Source organism: Streptococcus sp. 11273D007BT, assembly GCF_053547195.1.
Genome location: NZ_JBPWPE010000001.1, coordinates 436,007 through 455,324 on the forward strand (window position 1 = coordinate 436,007; position 19,318 = coordinate 455,324).

Genomic DNA, 19,318 nt, shown 5'->3' on the forward strand with positions numbered 1-19,318 from the left:
ATAGGAGGACAAGATTTGTCTAAGAAAAGATTATATGAAATTGCCAAAGAACTTGGCAAAACAAGTAAAGAAGTTGTTGAAAAAGCACAGAGTTTAGGCTTTGAAGTTAAAAGTCATGCTTCTGGTCTAGAAGCTGATCAAGCTAAACGTTTAGTGGAAAGTTTTTCAGCTAAACAGGCTGAGTCAAGCACTGTGGTCAAAAAACAACCAGCTCCTCAAGTAGAGGTGAAAAAAGAGGAAAAAGCTGTAGCCTCACCATCTGAGACGACAGTTTCTGCTAAACCAAAAAGCAGGAATTTTAAAGCAGAGCGTGAAGCTAAAGCAAAAGCGCAAGCAGAGCGTCAAAAACAACAAAAAGGTCAATTCAATAAAGATAGAGACCGCAATAAAAAACGTCACGATCATCGTAAAGGCTCTGAATCACTTCAAGCAACAGCAAAACCTCAACCTGCTAAACAGCCACCTAAATCACAAGAAGTTAAAACTAAGATTGACTTTAAGGCTCGTGCCGCAGCGTTAAAAGCCGAGCAAAATGCGGAGTACTCACGTCAAAGTGAGGAGCGCTTCCGTAAAGAGCAAGAAGCTAAACGTTTAGAAGCTCAAAAAGCAGAGCAAGCGCGTCAAGAAAAAGAAAAACGCGAACGCGAAGCTGCTCAAAAAGCGGCTGAGGCTAAAAAGGTAGCTGTAAAACCAGCACCAGTAGTGGTAGAAAAACCAGTACAGGTCACAGATAATCGTCGTAAAAAACAGGTGCGTCCAGAAAAATCACGTGACTTTAGTCGTGAGAATGAAGATGGACCAAAACCAAGCAAAAATAAGAAAAATTGGAATAGTCAAAACCAAGTGAGAAATCAAAGAAATAGTAACTGGAATAAGAACAAAAAAGGTAAGAATAACCGTAATAGCAACCAAGCTCCAAAACCAGTAACGGAGCGCAAATTCCACGAATTGCCAAAAGAGTTTGAATATACTGAAGGCATGACGGTTGCTGAAATTGCAAAACGTATCAAACGCGAGCCAGCAGAGATTGTTAAAAAGCTCTTTATGATGGGCGTTATGGCAACTCAAAACCAATCTCTTGATGGAGATACCATTGAACTCTTGATGGTGGATTATGGGATTGAAGCTAAGGCTAAGGTTGAAGTCGATAATGCTGATATCGAGCGTTTCTTTGTGGATGAGGATTACCTCAATCCAGAAAACATGGTAGAGCGTGCCCCAGTCGTTACCATTATGGGACACGTTGACCATGGTAAAACCACTCTTTTGGATACCCTTCGTAATTCACGTGTGGCAACAGGAGAAGCTGGTGGTATCACACAGCATATCGGAGCTTACCAGATTGAAGAAAATGGTAAGATGATTACTTTCCTTGATACACCTGGTCACGCTGCCTTTACTTCAATGCGTGCCCGTGGTGCTTCTGTAACGGATATTACCATCTTGATTGTTGCCGCAGATGATGGGGTGATGCCACAGACGATTGAGGCCATCAACCACTCTAAAGCAGCTGGTGTTCCAATCATTGTTGCGATTAACAAAATTGATAAGCCGGGGGCTAACCCAGAACGTGTGATTGGTGAGTTGGCAGAACATGGTGTTATTTCAACAGCATGGGGTGGTGATTCTGAGTTTGTTGAGATTTCTGCCAAGTTTGGTCAAAATATTGAAGAATTACTGGACACTGTTCTTTTAGTGGCTGAAATGGAAGAGCTTAAAGCTGATCCTACAGTTCGTGCCATCGGTACGGTTATCGAGGCTCGTCTTGATAAAGGAAAAGGTGCAGTGGCTACTCTTCTTGTTCAACAAGGAACACTTAATGTTCAAGACCCAATTGTTGTGGGAAATACTTTTGGACGTGTTCGTGCCATGACCAATGACCTTGGCCGTCGTGTTAAAACAGCTGCACCATCTACACCTGTTTCCATTACAGGTCTTAATGAAGCTCCAATGGCAGGCGATCATTTTGCGGTTTATGAAGATGAAAAAGCTGCGCGTGCAGCGGGTGAAGAGCGTGCCAAACGTGCCCTTCTCAAACAACGTCAAAACACGCAACGTGTTAGCTTAGAGAACCTCTTTGATACGCTTAAAGCAGGTGAGGTGAAATCTGTTAACGTTATCATCAAGGCAGATGTTCAAGGTTCGGTAGAAGCCCTTGCTGCTTCCCTTCTCAAGATTGATGTTGAAGGTGTACGTGTCAATGTTGTTCACTCAGCAGTAGGAGCAATCAATGAGTCTGACGTCACTCTTGCTGAAGCAAGTAATGCCGTTATCATTGGCTTTAACGTTCGTCCTACCCCACAAGCACGTCAACAAGCAGAAACAGATGAAGTAGAAATCCGTTCACACAGCATTATCTACAAAGTGATTGAAGAAGTAGAGGATGCGATGAAAGGAATGCTTGATCCTGAGTATCAAGAAAAAGTCATCGGGGAAGCCCTTATCCGTGAAACCTTCAAAGTATCCAAAGTTGGAACTATTGGTGGATTTATGGTTATCAATGGTAAAGTCACTCGTGACTCTAAAGTTCGTGTGATCCGTGACGGTGTGGTTGTCTTTGATGGTGCTTTAGCCAGTCTGAAACACTACAAAGATGATGTTAAAGAAGTTACCAATGGTCGTGAAGGTGGTCTTATGGTTGAAAACTATAATGACCTTAAAGTGGACGACGTCATTGAAGCTTACATCATGGAAGAAATCAAGCGTTAAGCAAGATAAAAAAGAGACTGGGAGCCTCTCCTGGTCTCTTCGATTAAATCAAGAGAAAGGATAAAGATATGGCAAATTCATTTCGTACAGACCGTGTAGGGATGGAGATCAAACGTGAAGTCAATGAGATCCTTCAAAAGAAAGTTCGTGATCCACGCGTAGCTGGTGTGACCATCACGGATGTGCAGATGCTGGGAGATCTCTCAATGGCTAAGGTGTATTATACCATTATGAGTGATTTGGCTTCTGATAATCAAAAAGCACAAATTGGTCTAGAAAAAGCCAAAGGGACTATCAAGCGCGAGCTTGGGAAAAACCTCACACTTTATAAAATTCCTGACCTAACATTTGAAAAAGACGAATCTATTGCTTACGGCAATAAGATTGACCAAATGTTGCGTGACTTAGAAAAACGTGATTAAGAAAAATGACCTCAAAATTGAGGTCATTTTTGGGTTTCTCTACTGAATGCAGCAATATTGTCATAAAACCTGATAAGCTAGCTTATCAGGTTTTATTGATGTTTAGTTTTCTTTACGTTTCCAGAATACTAGTCCTGATCCGATAAGGGCTAGTCCTGTGAGGACATATGTCATAGAATGGTTTTCCCCTGTGGTTGGTAGTTGTGGGGTGTAGTGAGCAGATGTGCCACGGCGCTCAAGAACTTTTTGGCTTTCTTGTTGTGTCACACTTGCCTTGTGGGCTGTTTGGATTTGCTTAGCTGTAGGTGCTTGTGGTTTAGCTGGTTTGATAACTTGAGGAGAGTCAGTTTTTTCAGTGTTTTCTGGCTTGTTAGGTTTAGCTTGTTCACTGCCTTTAGGCTCATCAAGTTCTGGTTTATTATCTACCGTAGGTTTGTTATCTACTGTAGGTTTGTTATCTACTGTAGGTTTGTTATCTACTGTAGGTTTGTTATCTACTGTAGGTTTATTATCTACTGTAGGTTTTGTTGGTTCAGTTTTTTCTGTCTCGCTAGGTTTAGTAGTGTCTTTGATTTTGTCGATGTCAAGACTTGGTTTGTCCGTGCTAGGGCTATCTTTTGGCACAGCGATGATAGTGCCGTCTGGGAGAGTTGAGATAGTGTTATCTTTTGCCTTGTCTTCTAAGTCTTTGGCTACTTTGTAGTCAGCAAGGAGCTTGTCGTAGTTTGCTTTAGCTGTATCATAGGCAAGTTGTGCTTCATCAACTTCTTTTTGAAGTTGAGTGAGCTTGCTCTTAGCTGCTTCTAGCTCGGTTTTTGCTTGAGTGAGCTTGTCTTTGGCTTCTTGGTCAGCTTTTTGTGCGCTAGCCAGGTTTTCTTGTGCTGTGATTAGTGCTTGATAGTTTGTTTTAGCGGTTTCAAGCTGCACTTGGGCGTTTGCTAGGTCTTGTTTAGCTGTTTCTGTAAGGTTTGTTGCTTGTGTGAGTGCTGTTTGGCGTTGGTTAAGCTCTGCTTTTTGCGTATCAAGGTTTGCCTGCGCTTCTTGGACAGCTTTTTCTTGGCTAGCTAGTTGTTCTTTTAAGTTATCCAACTGGCTGTTTTGTGCGAGTTGAGTGAGTTTTTCTTGGGTTTGAGCTAGCTTAGCCTTGGCAGTGCTGAGATCAGTTTGTGCCGTTTTTAGGTTAGTTTCAAGGCTACTAATCTCTGCTTCTTTTTCAGCTGTTTTTTCTGCTAGGTTAGCTTGGTTTTTAAGGGCAAAGACGTAGGCGGCACGAGCTTTGTCCGCAGCATCGCTCACTTCACTTAGTACTGTCTGTTTACTTGTGATATTTGCTTGACTTTCGTTTAATGCTGATTTTAAAATGGCATCAACAGCTTCTGTTGTTTCTTGACCGAGGACGGCTTTATCATAGACAAAGTTAAAGGTTACAGCTGGTAAAAAGACGACAGGCGTCTCTGTGCCTTGTCTAACCATGACGGTTTCCCCCTTGTCGTTAGTGATAAAGTCAGGTTCAAAGTTAGAAGTATCTGTACCAATGGAGTCAAATGTACGACTAGTTTGTAATGTTGCCTGACTACCATCAGCTGAGAGACCGATACCGATAGGACCTGCTGCCATAAGTTCAGTAATACGGTGACCATAGTTCGATTTTTCACTACTTGTTTCAGTACGACCGATATTATTATAATCTGTAAACCACCCCAACAGTAGGTTGTAAGCGACAGCTTGGTCAGATAAGTAAGTGTAATTGACATCTAGATATGAGTCGGAGTCATAGGATAAGTTGCCATAGCCTCCTGCAGCATTTTCTAACCAATGAGCAAGTTTGTTAGGGTCGTAGCTTGATACGTCGTAAGCTTGTCTTAAATTAAAATCAGAAAGATTTAAATCGGTCTGATGGGTTAGTAGTCCTCTAGCGGCATTTTCTTCTGCTCGGGCAGCCGCGTAAGCGATGAGGTCTGAACTACTTGCATCGACGGTATCGGTCATACCATTGAGGCGTTTAAGCTCGTTGAGGTAGGCAACAAAGTATTCGGTAATCTTGGTGCTATTTGGGACATAAGTGACTGTGCCTTTTTCAGCATACTCTTTGGCTTGCTCTGCGGTTAGGTAGATGGTCTCTGTCCGTTCACCAGAGTAGATGGTAGCTGACATCTCTGGATGTTTATGTTTCTCCTCTACAACAGTAGGGGTTTGGGTAGTGAGGGTAACTGCTGCTTGAGCATTTAGCAGTTTTTCTGAGCGTTTTTGGAGTTTGTCATGCTGTGCTTGAGCGCTTTTTAGCTCCTTTTCAGCTGTCATGACTTCCCCAACTTTATCTAGATGGGCTTGCGCTAGCTCATCGACATTAGCACTGTTTTTTAGGGCATCAAGCACTGTTTTTGCGCTGTCTAGTTGACTAGAGTTGGTTGAGATCTTGTTTTCAAGAGTTGTCACTTCTGTTTGACTAGTGCTGAGGTCTTTCTGGAGTTGCGCTTTTGCTTGATCTTCTTGCTCTTGGGTGTTGTTGATAGTTTCTTGAGTGGCTTGATAAGTTGCTGTTTTGGCATCTAGGTTAGACTGGGCATTAGCCACTTGGTTAGCTTGTTGTGTATAAGCATCTTGTGCTTGCTTTTGCGCCTTTTCTGTCGCATCAATTTGGCTAGTCGCTTGAGCAACCGTTGTGCTTGCTGTGTCGATGTCTTTTTGTGCCGAAGCGATGTTTTCATCTGTGGCTTGTTTAGCTGTTTCACTAGCTTTAGCGAGGTTGTCTGTAGCAGTATCTGCATCAGCTTGAGCTGATGTTGTCTGTGCTTGTGCCTCAGCAAGTGCTTTTTCTTCTTGTGCTAGCGCTTGTTGAGATTGCTCAAGATTGCTTTTAGCTGTAGTAGCTGTGGTTTCAGCTTGAGCCACCTGTTTTTCAAGCTCTTGTGAGCTGGTCGTATTGACCTGGCTGGCTTGTTCAGGGGTGTTGGTGGTAGTTGTTTCATCTGCCAAGACCGTATTTGCCAAGCTAAAAGCTGCAAGTGTCGCAGTTGAGAGAGTTAGTGATTTAATAAGATTCTTTTTCATTGTTAGTAGCTGTTCCTTTCTTATCGTTTAAGGGATGACGTTAGATATCTAAGTGCTTTTCGTAGAGGTGATAGACCTCGTTCATTAGCTTATCCTCAAAGGTATGGTCGTCTAGACCTTCAACTGGTGTGTAGGCTACTCCAAGAATATCACTAGGAATTAAGATGTCGTCTGGAGCATAGTTGAGGATAGAAAAACGTTTCTCATGTTCTTTTAGAGTCGCCATTAACATACCTAACTCAATCATCACATTAGGTCTAGGGATGAATTTACCATTCTCTGCCAATTCCTCATCTTTGCTGAGAAGAACAATGCCATAGTTAGTTTCATAGATATCATTCTCTAGTTTTTTAGTAAGATGAAGTCCATTTTCAGGATGATCTTCCATGACCAGTACGTCAAATCCCCAAGCTTTTAAAAGTTTTTGAACCTTATTTTTATTCTCTCCGTTTTTAAAAGCATAGACAATAAAAATTTTTGGAGCATCCTCCTTAAACTTTTTTAATTCTTGATCAAGATGATTGAGACAATCTTTTAAATCCTGAGAGTTTCCTTGTAGCTGGAGCGTTTCGTTATTGTAACGATTGATAACATCTCCAGTTTTTAGTCGGATGCGGTCAACAATCTTTCCAGTTGGTTGGAAAGATTCCTCAGTTACATCAAATGCCTTAGTTTTTTCTAGATAAATTTTTAGAAAAGGAAGACTCAAATTTTCATATACCATATATAACCTCCAAAAAATTTTTAAACTCTCTCTCTTTTCAAGAGAGTTTAATGTATAATACTCACATATTATACATTAAACTCATTGCCCTCCTTACTCTCTCAAGGGGAGAGGGGGGATTGAAGGGGTGTTCTAATTTTTAGGTAAATTCTCATTTAAATAAAAGTCGTTGACAAATGTCATCGTTTATTTTATACTATATCTACAAATGTAAACAACTAAAAAGAGGGGGAAGCTATGGCACATATATCACAAGCAGAGTGGGAAGTGATGCGTGTGGTTTGGACGAAAGAGGAAACGACCAGTAAAGAAATCGTCTCCATCTTGCAGGATAAGCAAGGCTGGTCTGTCTCGACCATCAAGACCTTACTGGCTCGTTTGGTGGAAAAAGAACATTTAAAGACAAGAAAGGTTGGGAATCGCTTTTTTTATCAAGCCAATCTATCTGAAAAAGAAGCCATTCATGAAGAAATTCAGCAAGTTTTTGATCGGTTCTGTTTGACTAAGCATCAAGCAGTTCTTTATCAGTTAATCAAAGAAACCCCCATGACTTTATCTGATATTAAAGCGATGGAAGTGCTTTTATTGGCAAAAAAAGGATCAGCAGTAGATGAGGTCACCTGTAATTGTATCAAAGGCCAATGTCAGTGTTTAGAACATTTGGAGGGCTAAAATGAAAGCAGAATATCTTGTAGAAGGCATGACCTGTGCCTCTTGTGTCGCTAATGTGGAAAAAGCTGTGCAAAAACTGGATTTTGTGGATAAGGCTGTGGTCAACTTAGCAACTGAAAAATTGACAGTGGAAACAGAGCATTCGATAAAAGAAGAAGATTTGTTTAAAGCTGTTGAGGAGGCAGGTTATCATTTAAAAACGGCTGATCCGCTAGAAAGGCCAGAAAAAAGAGAAGAGCAAAAGTTACAGACTTTAAAACGGCGTTTAGCTTATTCTAGTCTGTTTACGCTTCCTTTGTTTTATCTCACAATGGGGTCGATGCTGGGCCTCCCTATTTTTGAGGGCTTAGCTCCTCATGGGAGTTCCAGTTGGCGATATGCTTTGGCTAATATCGCTTTAACCTTACCTGTCATGTTCTTAAACCGTCAGTTTTATGGGTCAGGTTTTAAAGCCTTACTAAAAGGGCATCCTAATATGGATTCATTAGTTGCCTTAGCGACCAGCGCCGCTTTTATCTATAGTTTGTATGGCAGTTATCATATTTTTAATGGGCATCACCATTTTGCTCATGAACTTTATTTTGAATCGGTGGCGGTTATTCTAACCTTAATCACTCTGGGAAAATATTTTGAGGCCCTCTCCAAAGGGAAAACTTCTCAAACCATTAAAAAGCTCATGCAGCTCTCAGCTAAGACAGCTCATGTCTTTCGTGATGAGATGTGGCAAGATTTACCGATTGAGGCCGTAGAAGTGGGAGACCGTTTATTGGTTAAGCCAGAGGAAAAAATTCCTGTGGATGGGGTGATTGTCACAGGGCAGTCTGCCATTGATGAGTCTATGTTAACAGGTGAGCCCATTCCTGTGGATAAGTCAAAAGATAGTTTGGTTTATGGGGGCTCTATCAATGGTCAAGGTTTAATTGAGATGACAGCTCAAAAGGTTGGGTCTGAAACCTTGCTGGCACAGATTATCCATTTGGTAGAAGAAGCACAAGGTACCAAGGCTCCGATTGCTAAAATAGCTGATAAGGTATCGGCAATTTTTGTTCCTCTGGTGATGGTCCTAGCTCTTTTGACAGGTTTGTTTTGGTTTGTCATCATGGGAGAAAGCTTTTCGTTTGCTTTGACAACAGCCTTAGCGGTCTTAGTAATTGCTTGTCCCTGCGCTTTGGGACTTGCAACACCAACAGCTATTATGGTGGGAACAGGATTAGCCGCTGAAAATGGAATCTTGTATAAAAACGGGGAGAGCTTGGAGTTGGCACATCAAGTCGATACTCTCGTTTTTGATAAAACAGGAACCTTAACTCAAGGTCATCCGCAGGTTGCAGCTGTTTATAACTATGGTGATGAGGATAGTCTTTTTTGGGCAGGTGCTGTGGAAAACTTATCACAACATCCGATTAGTCGGGCTCTTGTGGATGAGTTTGTGGAAAAAGGCTACGCTTTTCCAGAAGTGGAAGCTTTTCACTCTTTGGCGGGCTATGGCTTAAAGGGAAATGTTTTAGGACAAGAGATTTTGATTGGTAATCAGGCCTTGATGTTGGAGGCTGGCATCTCGGTTGAGGCGGCAGAAAATGATGGTCAAACTGCTAGCCAACAAGGTCAGAGCCTCGTCTATGTGGCTAAAAATCAGACCTTACTTGGTTTAATTACGGTGGCAGATCAGATCAAATCAGATAGTCCAAAATCTCTCTCTCAACTTAACAGTTTAGGTTATCAGTTAATTATGTTAACAGGGGATAACGAACAGACAGCCCAAGCCGTTGCTCAACAATTGGGAATCAATCAAGTGATGAGTCAGGTCTTACCAGATCAAAAAGCAGATGCTATTGCCAAACTAAAAGCTAAGGGGCATCGGGTGGCTATGATAGGAGATGGGATCAATGATGCGCCAGCTCTGGCCTTGGCAGACATTGGGATTGCCATGGGACAGGGAGCAGATATTGCTATCGAGTCAGCAGATGTGGTCTTGATGCAGCAAGAGCTTTCTAGCCTTGTCAAAAGTTTACGCATCAGTCAGCTGACCCTTTCAACGATAAAAGAAAATCTATTTTGGGCTTTTATTTACAATATTTTAGCGATTCCTGTTGCGATGGGTGTTCTTTACCTTTTTGGTGGTCCGCTTTTAAATCCGATGTTAGCAGGTCTAGCCATGAGTTTTAGTTCCGTATCAGTGGTCTTAAATGCCCTACGTTTAAAAATGAGAAAGGTAAACAAATGAGAAAAACAGTTACAATTAGTGGAATGAAATGCCAAGGATGTGTTAATACAGTGACAGAGCGCTTGAGTTCGGTTGTAGGGGTTAAGTCCGTATCAGTGGACTTAGAAAAGTCAGAGGCTACCATTGAAGGTTTTGCCCCAACTTTGCTGTTAAAGGCAGCCTTAAAGGGAACTAAATTTCAACTTCATAAATCATAAGCTTCACTAGAGACTACTTTTTAGAGCACAGTAGTCTCTTTTTATTTTGTTGATTTCGTGATACACTAGAGAAAAACTCCAAAGGAGAAAGTTATGATTAAACTTATTGCGATTGATATGGATGGTACTCTGCTAAATAGTAAAAAAGAGATTCCTAAACAAAATCAGGTTGCCATTCAAGCAGCGGCTGAAAAAGGGGTTAAGATTGTTATTTGTACAGGTCGTGCCCAATCAGGAGTTGTCCCTTTTTATGAGGAGCTAGGTCTTTCAGCTAAGGAAGAGTATGCTATTTTAAATAACGGGTGTTCAATTCATCAAACATCTGATTGGTCTTTGGTGGACTATGCTTATCTTGAAGCCTCCGATATTGCTTTTTTGGCAGATAAGGTCAAGGCTTATCCACAGGTTCAGCTAGTGTTGACGGAAAAGGAAGATTTTTTAGTGGTTGACGAGGAGCCTTCAGAGCTTGTACGTTATGATGCGAGCTTAGTTTTTGCAGAGCCTGTATCTATCTCTAGTCAAAAAGCCCAGCAGGCAGATAAGCTAGTTTTTCAAGCCATGTTCATGGGAGACCCCGAAGCAATTGATGCCTTTCAAGCTAAAGAGGAAGCAACTTTGGCAGAACGTTACAGTGTGGTTCGTAGCCAGCCCTATATTTTTGAAGTGATGCCAAAAGGTGTGACAAAAGCAAGTGGTCTAAAACAATTAGCTGAACATCTTTCTATTGCACCTTCAGAAATTATGGCTTTAGGAGATGCTGGAAATGATGCAGAGATGTTAGCTTATGCAGGTTTAAGTGTGGCGATGGGAAATGCTACTCCAACCATCAAAGCACTTGCAACAGTAGAAACAGCCGACCATGATCAAGCAGGTGTGGGTTTAGCTATTGAGAAATATGTCCTTTAACACATCTTTTTAATGCAGGAAGAGTGTAATCATGGTATAATAGGAATATACTTTGATAATCAAAATATATTTCGATAAAAACAGTGAACCTAAGGAGGTTGCTATGACGTGGAAGATTGTTGTAGATTCAGGTTGTAACTTGAAACAGCTAGAGAATCTACCAGAAAATGTGCGATTTGAAAGTGTTCCCTTAACGCTTCAAATCGGCAATGAAGTTTATATTGATGATGAGAAGATCGATATTCCAGCTATGATGGAAAAGCTCTATTCTACTCAAGCTGCAGCCAGTTCTGCCTGCCCTAGCCCAGATGCCTTTTTGTCTGCTTATAGAGGAGCCGATCGTGTGATTGTTCTCACCATTACAGGTGCCTTATCAGGTAGTCACAATGCTGCTCAGCTGGCGAAAAATCTCTTATTAGAAGAAAAACCTGACACAGAAGTACATGTGATTGACTCCCTATCAGCTGGTGGAGAAAATGATTTACTGGTTTTAAAATTAGTGGAATTGATAGCACAAGGCTTATCTTTTGATCAAGTGGTCACAGCTATCACAGCTTACCAAGAAAAAACAAAACTATTATTTATTTTAGAAAAAGTCGACAATTTGGTCAAAAATGGTCGCTTGAGTAAACTGGCAGGAAAAGTAGTGGGAATGTTGAATATTCGACTTGTGGGAGAGGCTAGTTCCGAAGGAACCTTAGAACTTCTTCATAAAGCACGTGGTCAGAAAAAATCAATTAGCTCAGGTTATGCTGAAATGCTAAAAGCAGGCTATCAAGGAGGACGTGTGATGCTATCTCATGCTTATAATGATAAGCTGGCTGAACAATTTTCTAAGACCATTAAGGCAGATTTTCCAAAGGCTGATGTTCGTATTCTTCCAACCTCAGGTTTGTGCAGTTTTTATGCAGAAGATGGTGGCATCTTAATGGGGTATGAAATTTAATCAAAAAAAATTCCAAAACAAAAATGTTTTGGAATTTTTTTGAGTTAAGGGGTAACAGTAGTTGTGGTATCGTCAGCACTTGAAGTTGCTGTATTGTCACTGGCTACTGTGGTGTTTGAGCTAGGTGTGACGGTTGTGGTAGTAGCTGACTCTGTAGGAGCATAGGTTGGCGTATAAGTTGAAGCATAAGTTGGTTCAACATAAGTTGCTGTTTCGGTAGCAGTAGTAGGGGCTACTTCACTGACAGTTGAAGATGAAACACTTGTTTCAAGACTGCTGCTGGAGCTACTTGCTAATGCTGCTGTTGCATCAATTGCTTCTTGTACAGCATCAATTCGTTCTTGGAGTGCTTTTTTCTTATCAGCATTTTTAACTTTATCAACCGCTTTTTGAGCTTTATCGACATTTTCTTGTGTTTGTTCGGCTTCTAGTGTCGTTACAGCATCTTCGGCGGCTGTTTGGTGCGCCAAATCTGCTTTGATGGCATCTAAACGTTTTTGGAACTCAGTTTTAAGCTCTCCATCGTTCATCTTATCAATGGCTTCTTGAGCACGTTTAATGTCGTCAGGAGTAGCTTCTTTTTCTAATTCTTTTAGCAGATTATCTAATTCAGGATTGCTTTCTTTAGAACTGCTTGAGCTTGTCGCCTTAGTTGATTGACTTTGTTGCACAGAAGCCGTACTTTTTTGTGACTGTTGACCAAAAAGAGCATAAATCCCAACTCCCCCAATTAAAACTAAGATAGTTAAAATAAGGTAGAGTAACTCATTTTTTGAAGATTTCATAATATTTCCTTTTTTTATAGAGTTTAGCTAAGAGAGCTATCATTTCTATTATATGTTCTAATGAAAAAAATTTCAATAACTTTTTTAAAAGCAAATTGGTATATACCGTTTACAAAATAAAGGGGAAAGAGTATAATGAAAGAAAGAATGGAGGCGTTTTCGATGAAACACTATATCAAAGCAGATGCTTTTTATTATCCTTATCAAATCAAGCCAGCAGGGTATTTAGAGGTTTGTGATGGTCGATTTGGAAGCTGGTTTAGTCAGGTTCCTGATGATGGGGAGATTTTAGATTATACCGGTTATCAGGTTGCACCTGGGTTGGTGGATACCCATGTTCATGGCTATGCAGGAGCCGATGTTATGGATCTAAAGACAGATAGTCTTTACCAGATGAGTCAGCACTTGCTAGAAACAGGTGTCACCTCTTTTTTACCAACAGGTTTAACAGCGTCTTTTGAGGATTTAAATCAGGTTTGTCAGATGGTAGCTGAAGTAGCCGGAACAGAAACAGGCGCTCGTATTCAAGGTCTTTATTTTGAAGGTCCTTATTTTACTGAAAAATATAAGGGGGCTCAAAATCCTAAGTATATGCGAAACCCTAGCAAGGAAGAATTGGATACTTGGCTAGCGTCAAGTCAAGGCTGGTTAAAAAAAATAGCGGTTGCCCCAGAGCGTGAGGGGGTAGAGGATTTTGTAGCTTATGCTAAATCCAAAGGGCTAGTGGTGGCCTTGGGGCATTCTGATGCGACCTTTGAAGAGGCGACTCGTGCAGTGGAAGCAGGTGCAACGGTATGGGTGCATGCTTATAATGGCATGAGTGGTCTGAATCATAGAGAACCTGGTATGGTAGGTGCGGTTTATGAGTTGCCAAATACTTATGCGGAGTTGATTTGCGATGGCTACCATGTTCATCCTTCTGCTTGTGATATTTTACTTCGTCAAAAAGGGCATAACCATGTTGCCTTGATTACAGACTGTATGAGTGCAGGGGGCTTAGAAGATGGTGATTATATGCTAGGAGAATATCCAGTAGTGGTTTCAAATGGAACAGCACGTTTGAAAGAGGGAGGGAGCTTGGCAGGCTCCATCTTAAAATTGAAAGATGGATTAAAAAACATTGTAGATTGGGGCTTAGCGAGTCCTTTAGAGGCTGTTCGTATGGCTAGCTTTATTCCAGCACTTTCTATGAAGATAGAAGAGCAATGTGGTCAATTAAAAAAAGGTTTACCAGCAGATTTTATTATTTTAGATAGTGAGCTTAACCTTTGTGCCACTTATCTAGCAGGTCAAGTGGTTTCCCAAATTTCAAGTTGAAGTTAGCCACCCAAAAGAAATTCACTTGGCGACTTGTAGTCCAAGCATTTTTTAGGGTAGTTATTAATCCAATTTTCGATAAAAGCGACTTCTTTCGGAGTCGTTTTCTTGGTTCCTTTAGGTAACCATCTCCGAATCAATCGATTATGGTTTTCATTTGAACCTCTTTCCCATGAAGAGTAGGGATGTGCATAGTAGATATGTTCCTCAGGAAACACTTCAACCAATCGACTAAATTCCGAACCATTATCTGCAGTTATTGATAAAATATGATACTCAGCTATTAGTAACCTAAGTGCCTGATTGACAGATTCAGCAGTTTTATTTGGAATTAATCTTATGATTTGGTGTCTACTTCGTCGGTCGGTTAAGACTAAAAGACACTGATTTTTCGCTCTGGTTAGTAGAACTGTATCAATTTCATAATGACCGTTTTCCAATCGAAGATTGATGACCTCCGGTCGCTCTTCAATTGATTTACCAGCTGGCTTAAAGTTCGGACTGGCTTGCTTCTTGACAGCTTTCCATTTTCTAGGATAAAGCATATCCGCTTTTGTCAAACCTAAATGACCATTATGAAACCAATAGTAGATAGTTGAAATACCAACTTTCACTTGCTTCTTCTTAACCATCATTTCAGGCGAAAATTTTTGCTTATGATAGTGTAAAATCTTCTCTTTCATTTCTTTCGTTAGGATTATCTTTTTAACCGACCGTTTTCGATTGGATTGGTAAACAGTTTGTGCATAATCAGCAGAATAAACTTTCTTGTAGACCCCTTTTCGCACTTGTTGTAAGGTTGTCCCACGCTTGATTTCATTATGAATTGTTTGAGGAGCCTTTCCAAGCAAGCCTGCAATTTCACGATTGGACTTATTTTCAAGTTTCCACCGCTCAATCAAGCGACGGTTATCTATTGTCAAATGTTTCCCTTTTGGTGTATAATACTTTTGCATCTCTGTGCCTTTCCTTGTGTTTGTGGTGAACAACAAGTATAGCACAGAGGTGTTTTCTTATACCTTACATCAGATTTCATTTGACAACAGGAACCCTTGAAGCTGTTTTTTCAGCTAAACCAAGGCTATGATTAGCCTTGGGCACCTAGCCTAACAGCTTCAAGCCTGTTATCAAATGAAATCATCAACTTACTCAAACATAGTGAAACATCTAATTCTTGACTAAGGTAAGGTGGCTAACTTCATTATAGAACTTTCGGGTCAAGTGGTTTATCAGAAAGCTTAGTATTTTCCATAGACAAATGAAAAATATTTTGCTAGAATAAACAGATAGAAAGAGACAACTTAAGCTCTAACATATAGCGAGTCTGGGAGAGTGGGAGCCAGATTGTGATCTTAAGAAGTGGCGCTTTCAGAGGTTATTATCAATTAAAAATGAAGTAATAAATTAGGGTGGAACCGCGTTCTCAACGCCCCTATGTCTGCGGACAAGGGAAGAGAATGTGGTTCTTTTTGTTTTTTACTAAAGGGTGAAAGGTTGTTATCAAGAAAGGAGAGCAATGTTTACCTTAGAAGTTATCGATCGAGGTCACGAGCAGTTCACAGGCCCTGATTTCCCAAATCTGATTGCTTATTTTAAAGACTTGGGCATGGTGGAAAATACTGTAGATATCCAGTCTGGACAGGTTACCTATCGTTCAAAGACAGGAAAGATTCTAGAAAAGATGGGTTATCAAGTGATGATATCTGTTTCAGACCAAGTCAATCTGGACCAGTTTGTGACTATTTTACGTCATCATCAGGCTGGGGAGACAGATTTTCCTACCTTCTGCCAAGAAGCAGCAGAAGCAGGCGTTTATAAGTGGGTCATTGACCTAGAAGCCATGACCTGTTCTTATCTAGATAAGACAGGACAAGCAGTCTTTGTGGAAGCAGTACCCAGTGTGGAGAACTAGCAATTTTGCAATATAAATGGAAAGAGAAAATATATGTCTAAGAAATTAGCTTTTCACAGCGTCAGTGGCATAGTCTCCTTTCAGTCGAATTGCCACACGCTCATCGCTGGGACGGCTGAGCTAGATGCTGTACTAGTTCGTCTTTCCTGGCAATATCGGCTAGGAAGGCTCACGTCGTAAGAATATTTAAAATAGAAAGAGAATGTTATGTCAAAAAAACTTACTTTTCAAGAGATTATTTTAACCCTTCAACAGTTTTGGAATGAACAAGGTTGTATGTTGATGCAAGCCTATGATACGGAAAAAGGTGCTGGAACTATGAGTCCTTATACTTTCTTGCGTGCTATTGGTCCTGAGCCATGGAATGCAGCTTATGTAGAGCCATCTCGTCGTCCAGCAGATGGTCGTTATGGGGAAAACCCAAACCGTTTGTATCAGCACCACCAATTCCAAGTGGTGATGAAACCGTCACCTTCTAACATCCAAGAACTCTATTTGGAGTCTTTAGAGCGTTTGGGGATTAACCCTTTGGAACATGACATTCGTTTCGTTGAAGACAACTGGGAAAATCCATCAACAGGTTCAGCTGGTCTAGGCTGGGAAGTTTGGTTGGATGGTATGGAAATCACTCAGTTTACCTACTTCCAACAAGTTGGTGGTTTGGCGACAGGTCCTGTCACAGCTGAGGTAACCTACGGTTTAGAGCGCCTAGCGTCTTATATCCAAGAAGTTGATTCAGTTTATGACATTGAGTGGGCTGCAGGGGTAAAATACGGTGAGATTTTTATCCAGCCAGAATATGAGCATTCTAAATATTCATTTGAAGTATCTGATCAAGACATGCTTCTTGAAAACTTTACTAAATTTGAAAAAGAAGCAGAGCGTGCTTTAGCAGAAGGATTGGTTCACCCAGCCTTTGATTATGTACTCAAATGTTCACATACCTTTAACTTGCTAGATGCACGCGGTGCTGTATCTGTAACCGAGCGTGCAGGTTACATTGCTCGTATTCGTAACTTGGCGCGTGTGGTGGCCAAAACCTTTGTGGCAGAGCGTAAAAAATTAGGTTATCCTCTTTTGGATGAAGCTAGTCGTGCTAAATTATTAGCAGAAGAAACAGAATAAATCACTAGGAGAAGAAATCATGACCAAAAATTTGTTAGTAGAACTCGGACTAGAAGAATTACCAGCCTATGTTGTTAAACCTAGTGAAAAACAACTGGGTCAAAAAATGGAAGCTTTTTTGACAGAGCATCGCTTGTCTTTTGAGACGATTGAGACTTTCTCAACACCGCGTCGTTTGGCAGTACGCGTTCGTGGTCTGGCAGATAAACAGACAGATTTAACAGAAGATTTTAAAGGTCCATCTAAGAAAATCGCCTTAGATGCAGATGGAAATTTCACCAAAGCAGCAGAAGGTTTTGTTCGTGGAAAAGGCTTAACAACCGCTGATATTGAGTTTCGTGAGATTAAGGGTGAAGAGTATGTTTATGTGACTAAAAATGAAGAAGGAAAATCTGCTAAAGACGTTTTAGTGGCTATTCCTGAACTCTTGCAAAGCCTGACTTTCCCTGTGAGCATGGCTTGGGCTAACAATAGTTTCACCTATATTCGTCCTGTTCATACCTTGACAGTCTTGTTAGATGATGAAGCACTAGATATGGACTTCTTGGACATTTCGTCAGCTCGCACCAGCCGTGGTCATCGTTTCCTTGGAAAAGAAACAGAAATTGCAAGTGCAGATTCTTACGAGGCAGACTTGCGTGCACAGTTTGTTATTACAGACCCCGCAGAGCGTCAAAATATGATTGTCAAGCAAATCAAGGCTATCGAGGATAAACACAATGTGACCGTTGAGATTGACCAAGACCTGCTCAATGAAGTTCTCAACTTGGTTGAGTATCCAACTGCCTTCATGGGCTCCTTTGATACCAAGTATTTGGAAGTGCCAGAAGAAGTTTTGGTGACTTCAATGAAAAACCACCAACGTTACTTCGTGGTGCGTGATAAATCTGGTAAACTTCTACCAAACTTCATCTCTGTTCGAAACGGAAATGACCAACATATTGATAATGTCATCAAAGGAAACGAAAAAGTCTTGGTGGCACGATTGGAAGATGGTGAATTCTTCTGGCGTGAGGATCAAAAACTCAAGATTACTGACTTGGTAGAACGCCTCAAAGTCGTGACCTTCCATGAGAAAATCGGCTCGCTTTACGAGCACATGGAGCGCACCAAAGTTATCGCAGAAAAACTGGCAGACTTGGCAGGTTTGTCTGTGGATGAAAAAGCTGACGTAGCACGTGCAGCAAGCATCTACAAGTTTGATCTTTTAACTGGCATGGTCGGTGAATTTGATGAATTGCAAGGGATCATGGGTGAGAAGTATGCCCTTCTTGCAGGGGAAAAACCTGCGGTAGCAGCAGCAATCCGTGAGCATTATCTTCCTAACTCTGCAGAAGGAGATCTTCCTGAAACCAAGGTTGGTGCGGTCTTGGCACTGGCTGATAAATTTGACACTCTTTTATCTTTCTTCTCAGTAGGTTTGATTCCATCTGGTTCAAACGACCCTTATGCTCTTCGTCGTGCGACACAGGGTATCGTGCGGATCTTGGAAGCATTTGGTTGGGAAATTCCATTGGATCAGTTGATTGCGGAGCTCTATAGCTTGAACTTTGCCAGCTTGACCTATGACAACCAGCCAGCTGTGATGGACTTTATCCGTGCGCGTGTAGAGAAGATGATGGATAAGGCGATTCCGAAAGACATCCGTGAGGCTGTGCTTGCCAGCTCAACCTTTGTGGTCAGACTACAACTGGCAGCCAGCTCTGCTATTTTCCAAAAATCAAAAGAAGCTGACTACAAGGAAGCTGTGGAAAACTTGTCACGTGTCTTTAACTTGGCTGAAAAGGCGGAAACAACTGCGATTGATGAAGCTCTCTTTGAAAATGCAGAAGAAAAAGCTCTCTTTGAAGCAGTGGTTGGTTTAGAGTTGACGGAAGATATGACAGAAAACTTGAACAAGCTTTTTGCTTTGAGCCCAGTCATCGCAGCCTTCTTTGACAATACCATGGTCATGGCAGATGACGCAGCAGTCAAAGCCAACCGCTTGGCCCTCTTGAAAGCCTTGGCGGATAAGGCAAGCAGTGTTGCTGTCTTTAATAAGTTAAATAGTAAGTAAGGAGAAATAAAAGATGGATCCTAAAAAAATCGAACGCATCAATGAATTGGCACGTAAGAAAAAGGAAGGTAATCTAACAGCAGAAGAAAAAGTTGAGCAAGCTAAACTTCGTGAAGAGTATATTGAAGGTTATCGCCGTGCTGTTCGCCATCATGTTGAAGGGATTAAGATTGTTGATGAAGAGGGAAATGATGTGACCCCTGAAAAGCTTCGTCAAGTGCAACGTGAAAAAGGTCTTCATGGGCGTAGTTTAGACGATCCCAATTCATAAT

The 19,318-nt window shown here is 41.1% G+C and carries 16 protein-coding genes; 12 read left to right on the plus strand and 4 right to left on the minus strand.

The genetic code is table 11. The features are described from left to right. Positions 1 to 15 precede the first annotated feature (15 nt). Both infB and rbfA read left to right on the plus strand, forming a co-directional pair. Complete coding sequence (infB, locus tag ACEE75_RS02405; RefSeq protein WP_447574887.1) at positions 16 to 2,709, plus strand: translation initiation factor IF-2; 2,694 nt, start codon at positions 16 to 18, stop codon at positions 2,707 to 2,709. Positions 2,710 to 2,777: 68 nt separating this feature from the next. Continuing rightward, positions 2,778 to 3,131 carry a 30S ribosome-binding factor RbfA gene (gene rbfA / locus ACEE75_RS02410; RefSeq protein WP_354369479.1) on the plus strand — a complete coding sequence of 118 codons (354 nt, stop codon included), beginning with the start codon at positions 2,778 to 2,780 and terminating at the stop codon, positions 3,129 to 3,131. 102 nt (positions 3,132 to 3,233) lie between these two features. Here the strand turns inward: rbfA and ACEE75_RS02415 are convergent, their stop codons facing one another. After that, positions 3,234 to 6,182: an LPXTG cell wall anchor domain-containing protein gene (locus tag ACEE75_RS02415; protein ID WP_449164906.1), complete on the minus strand. Its 2,949-nt coding sequence runs from the start codon at positions 6,180 to 6,182 to the stop codon at positions 3,234 to 3,236. A 40-nt stretch (positions 6,183 to 6,222) separates the two neighbouring features. Next, positions 6,223 to 6,906, minus strand: coding sequence for a TIR domain-containing protein (locus ACEE75_RS02420; protein ID WP_447574891.1), 684 nt, complete (start codon positions 6,904 to 6,906; stop codon positions 6,223 to 6,225). A 237-nt stretch (positions 6,907 to 7,143) separates the two neighbouring features. On the opposite strand from ACEE75_RS02420, the gene ACEE75_RS02425 reads away from it, so the two are divergent. From ACEE75_RS02425 to ACEE75_RS02445, 5 genes are all read left to right on the plus strand, one after another. Continuing rightward, on the plus strand, positions 7,144 to 7,578 hold the full coding sequence (locus ACEE75_RS02425; RefSeq protein ID WP_427893720.1) for a CopY/TcrY family copper transport repressor: 435 nt from the start codon (positions 7,144 to 7,146) through the stop codon (positions 7,576 to 7,578). A 1-nt stretch (position 7,579) separates the two neighbouring features. Beyond that, entirely contained in the window at positions 7,580 to 9,802 is a 2,223-nt protein-coding gene (locus tag ACEE75_RS02430; protein WP_447574893.1) for a heavy metal translocating P-type ATPase, read from the plus strand. Then, positions 9,799 to 9,999, plus strand: a complete 201-nt coding sequence (locus ACEE75_RS02435) for a heavy-metal-associated domain-containing protein (RefSeq protein ID WP_447574895.1) — start codon at positions 9,799 to 9,801, stop codon at positions 9,997 to 9,999. The genes ACEE75_RS02430 and ACEE75_RS02435 overlap by 4 nt, the downstream gene beginning before the upstream one ends. Before the next feature lie 93 nt (positions 10,000 to 10,092). Continuing rightward, entirely contained in the window at positions 10,093 to 10,905 is an 813-nt protein-coding gene (locus ACEE75_RS02440) for a Cof-type HAD-IIB family hydrolase (protein ID WP_447574897.1), read from the plus strand. Between the two features lie 103 nt (positions 10,906 to 11,008). Continuing rightward, complete coding sequence (locus ACEE75_RS02445; RefSeq protein ID WP_427893715.1) at positions 11,009 to 11,851, plus strand: DegV family protein; 843 nt, start codon at positions 11,009 to 11,011, stop codon at positions 11,849 to 11,851. Positions 11,852 to 11,895: 44 nt separating this feature from the next. On the opposite strand, the gene ACEE75_RS02450 is transcribed toward ACEE75_RS02445, so the two are convergent. After that, on the minus strand, positions 11,896 to 12,636 hold the full coding sequence (locus tag ACEE75_RS02450) for a peptidase (RefSeq protein ID WP_427893713.1): 741 nt from the start codon (positions 12,634 to 12,636) through the stop codon (positions 11,896 to 11,898). A 162-nt stretch (positions 12,637 to 12,798) separates the two neighbouring features. Here ACEE75_RS02450 and nagA point away from each other — a divergent pair, with 162 nt between their 5' ends. After that, the gene (nagA, locus tag ACEE75_RS02455; RefSeq protein ID WP_447574899.1) at positions 12,799 to 13,953 is read left to right on the plus strand and encodes an N-acetylglucosamine-6-phosphate deacetylase; all 1,155 of its coding nucleotides are present in this window, start codon (positions 12,799 to 12,801) and stop codon (positions 13,951 to 13,953) included. A gap of 2 nt (positions 13,954 to 13,955) precedes the next feature. On the opposite strand, the gene ACEE75_RS02460 is transcribed toward nagA, so the two are convergent. Next, positions 13,956 to 14,909 (minus strand): IS30 family transposase, encoded by a 954-nt coding sequence (locus ACEE75_RS02460; protein ID WP_172054378.1) that lies wholly within the window; start codon positions 14,907 to 14,909, stop codon positions 13,956 to 13,958. A 560-nt stretch (positions 14,910 to 15,469) separates the two neighbouring features. Here ACEE75_RS02460 and ACEE75_RS02465 point away from each other — a divergent pair. The 4 genes from ACEE75_RS02465 (at position 15,470) to ACEE75_RS02480 (ending at position 19,317) form a co-directional block, all read left to right on the plus strand. Further along, positions 15,470 to 15,865 (plus strand): DUF1398 domain-containing protein, encoded by a 396-nt coding sequence (locus ACEE75_RS02465; RefSeq protein WP_447575253.1) that lies wholly within the window; start codon positions 15,470 to 15,472, stop codon positions 15,863 to 15,865. Between the two features lie 207 nt (positions 15,866 to 16,072). After that, the gene (gene glyQ / locus ACEE75_RS02470; protein ID WP_354369499.1) at positions 16,073 to 16,990 is read left to right on the plus strand and encodes a glycine--tRNA ligase subunit alpha; all 918 of its coding nucleotides are present in this window, start codon (positions 16,073 to 16,075) and stop codon (positions 16,988 to 16,990) included. 19 nt (positions 16,991 to 17,009) lie between these two features. Then, positions 17,010 to 19,046, plus strand: coding sequence for a glycine--tRNA ligase subunit beta (gene glyS / locus ACEE75_RS02475; protein WP_447575252.1), 2,037 nt, complete (start codon positions 17,010 to 17,012; stop codon positions 19,044 to 19,046). A 13-nt stretch (positions 19,047 to 19,059) separates the two neighbouring features. Further along, on the plus strand, positions 19,060 to 19,317 hold the full coding sequence (locus ACEE75_RS02480; protein ID WP_447575251.1) for a DUF896 family protein: 258 nt from the start codon (positions 19,060 to 19,062) through the stop codon (positions 19,315 to 19,317). Position 19,318: the final 1 nt, after the last annotated feature.

Coding starts and splice junctions, on each gene's coding strand:
- rbfA (WP_354369479.1), top strand. CDS start 2,778: ATGGCAAATTCATTTCGTACAGACCGTGTAGGGATGGAGATCAAACGT.
- ACEE75_RS02415 (WP_449164906.1), bottom strand. CDS start 6,182: ATGAAAAAGAATCTTATTAAATCACTAACTCTCTCAACTGCGACACTT.
- ACEE75_RS02420 (WP_447574891.1), bottom strand. CDS start 6,906: ATGGTATATGAAAATTTGAGTCTTCCTTTTCTAAAAATTTATCTAGAA.
- ACEE75_RS02425 (WP_427893720.1), top strand. CDS start 7,144: ATGGCACATATATCACAAGCAGAGTGGGAAGTGATGCGTGTGGTTTGG.
- ACEE75_RS02430 (WP_447574893.1), top strand. CDS start 7,580: ATGAAAGCAGAATATCTTGTAGAAGGCATGACCTGTGCCTCTTGTGTC.
- ACEE75_RS02435 (WP_447574895.1), top strand. CDS start 9,799: ATGAGAAAAACAGTTACAATTAGTGGAATGAAATGCCAAGGATGTGTT.
- ACEE75_RS02440 (WP_447574897.1), top strand. CDS start 10,093: ATGATTAAACTTATTGCGATTGATATGGATGGTACTCTGCTAAATAGT.
- ACEE75_RS02445 (WP_427893715.1), top strand. CDS start 11,009: ATGACGTGGAAGATTGTTGTAGATTCAGGTTGTAACTTGAAACAGCTA.
- ACEE75_RS02450 (WP_427893713.1), bottom strand. CDS start 12,636: ATGAAATCTTCAAAAAATGAGTTACTCTACCTTATTTTAACTATCTTA.
- nagA (WP_447574899.1), top strand. CDS start 12,799: ATGAAACACTATATCAAAGCAGATGCTTTTTATTATCCTTATCAAATC.
- ACEE75_RS02460 (WP_172054378.1), bottom strand. CDS start 14,909: ATGCAAAAGTATTATACACCAAAAGGGAAACATTTGACAATAGATAAC.
- ACEE75_RS02465 (WP_447575253.1), top strand. CDS start 15,470: ATGTTTACCTTAGAAGTTATCGATCGAGGTCACGAGCAGTTCACAGGC.
- glyQ (WP_354369499.1), top strand. CDS start 16,073: ATGTCAAAAAAACTTACTTTTCAAGAGATTATTTTAACCCTTCAACAG.
- glyS (WP_447575252.1), top strand. CDS start 17,010: ATGACCAAAAATTTGTTAGTAGAACTCGGACTAGAAGAATTACCAGCC.
- ACEE75_RS02480 (WP_447575251.1), top strand. CDS start 19,060: ATGGATCCTAAAAAAATCGAACGCATCAATGAATTGGCACGTAAGAAA.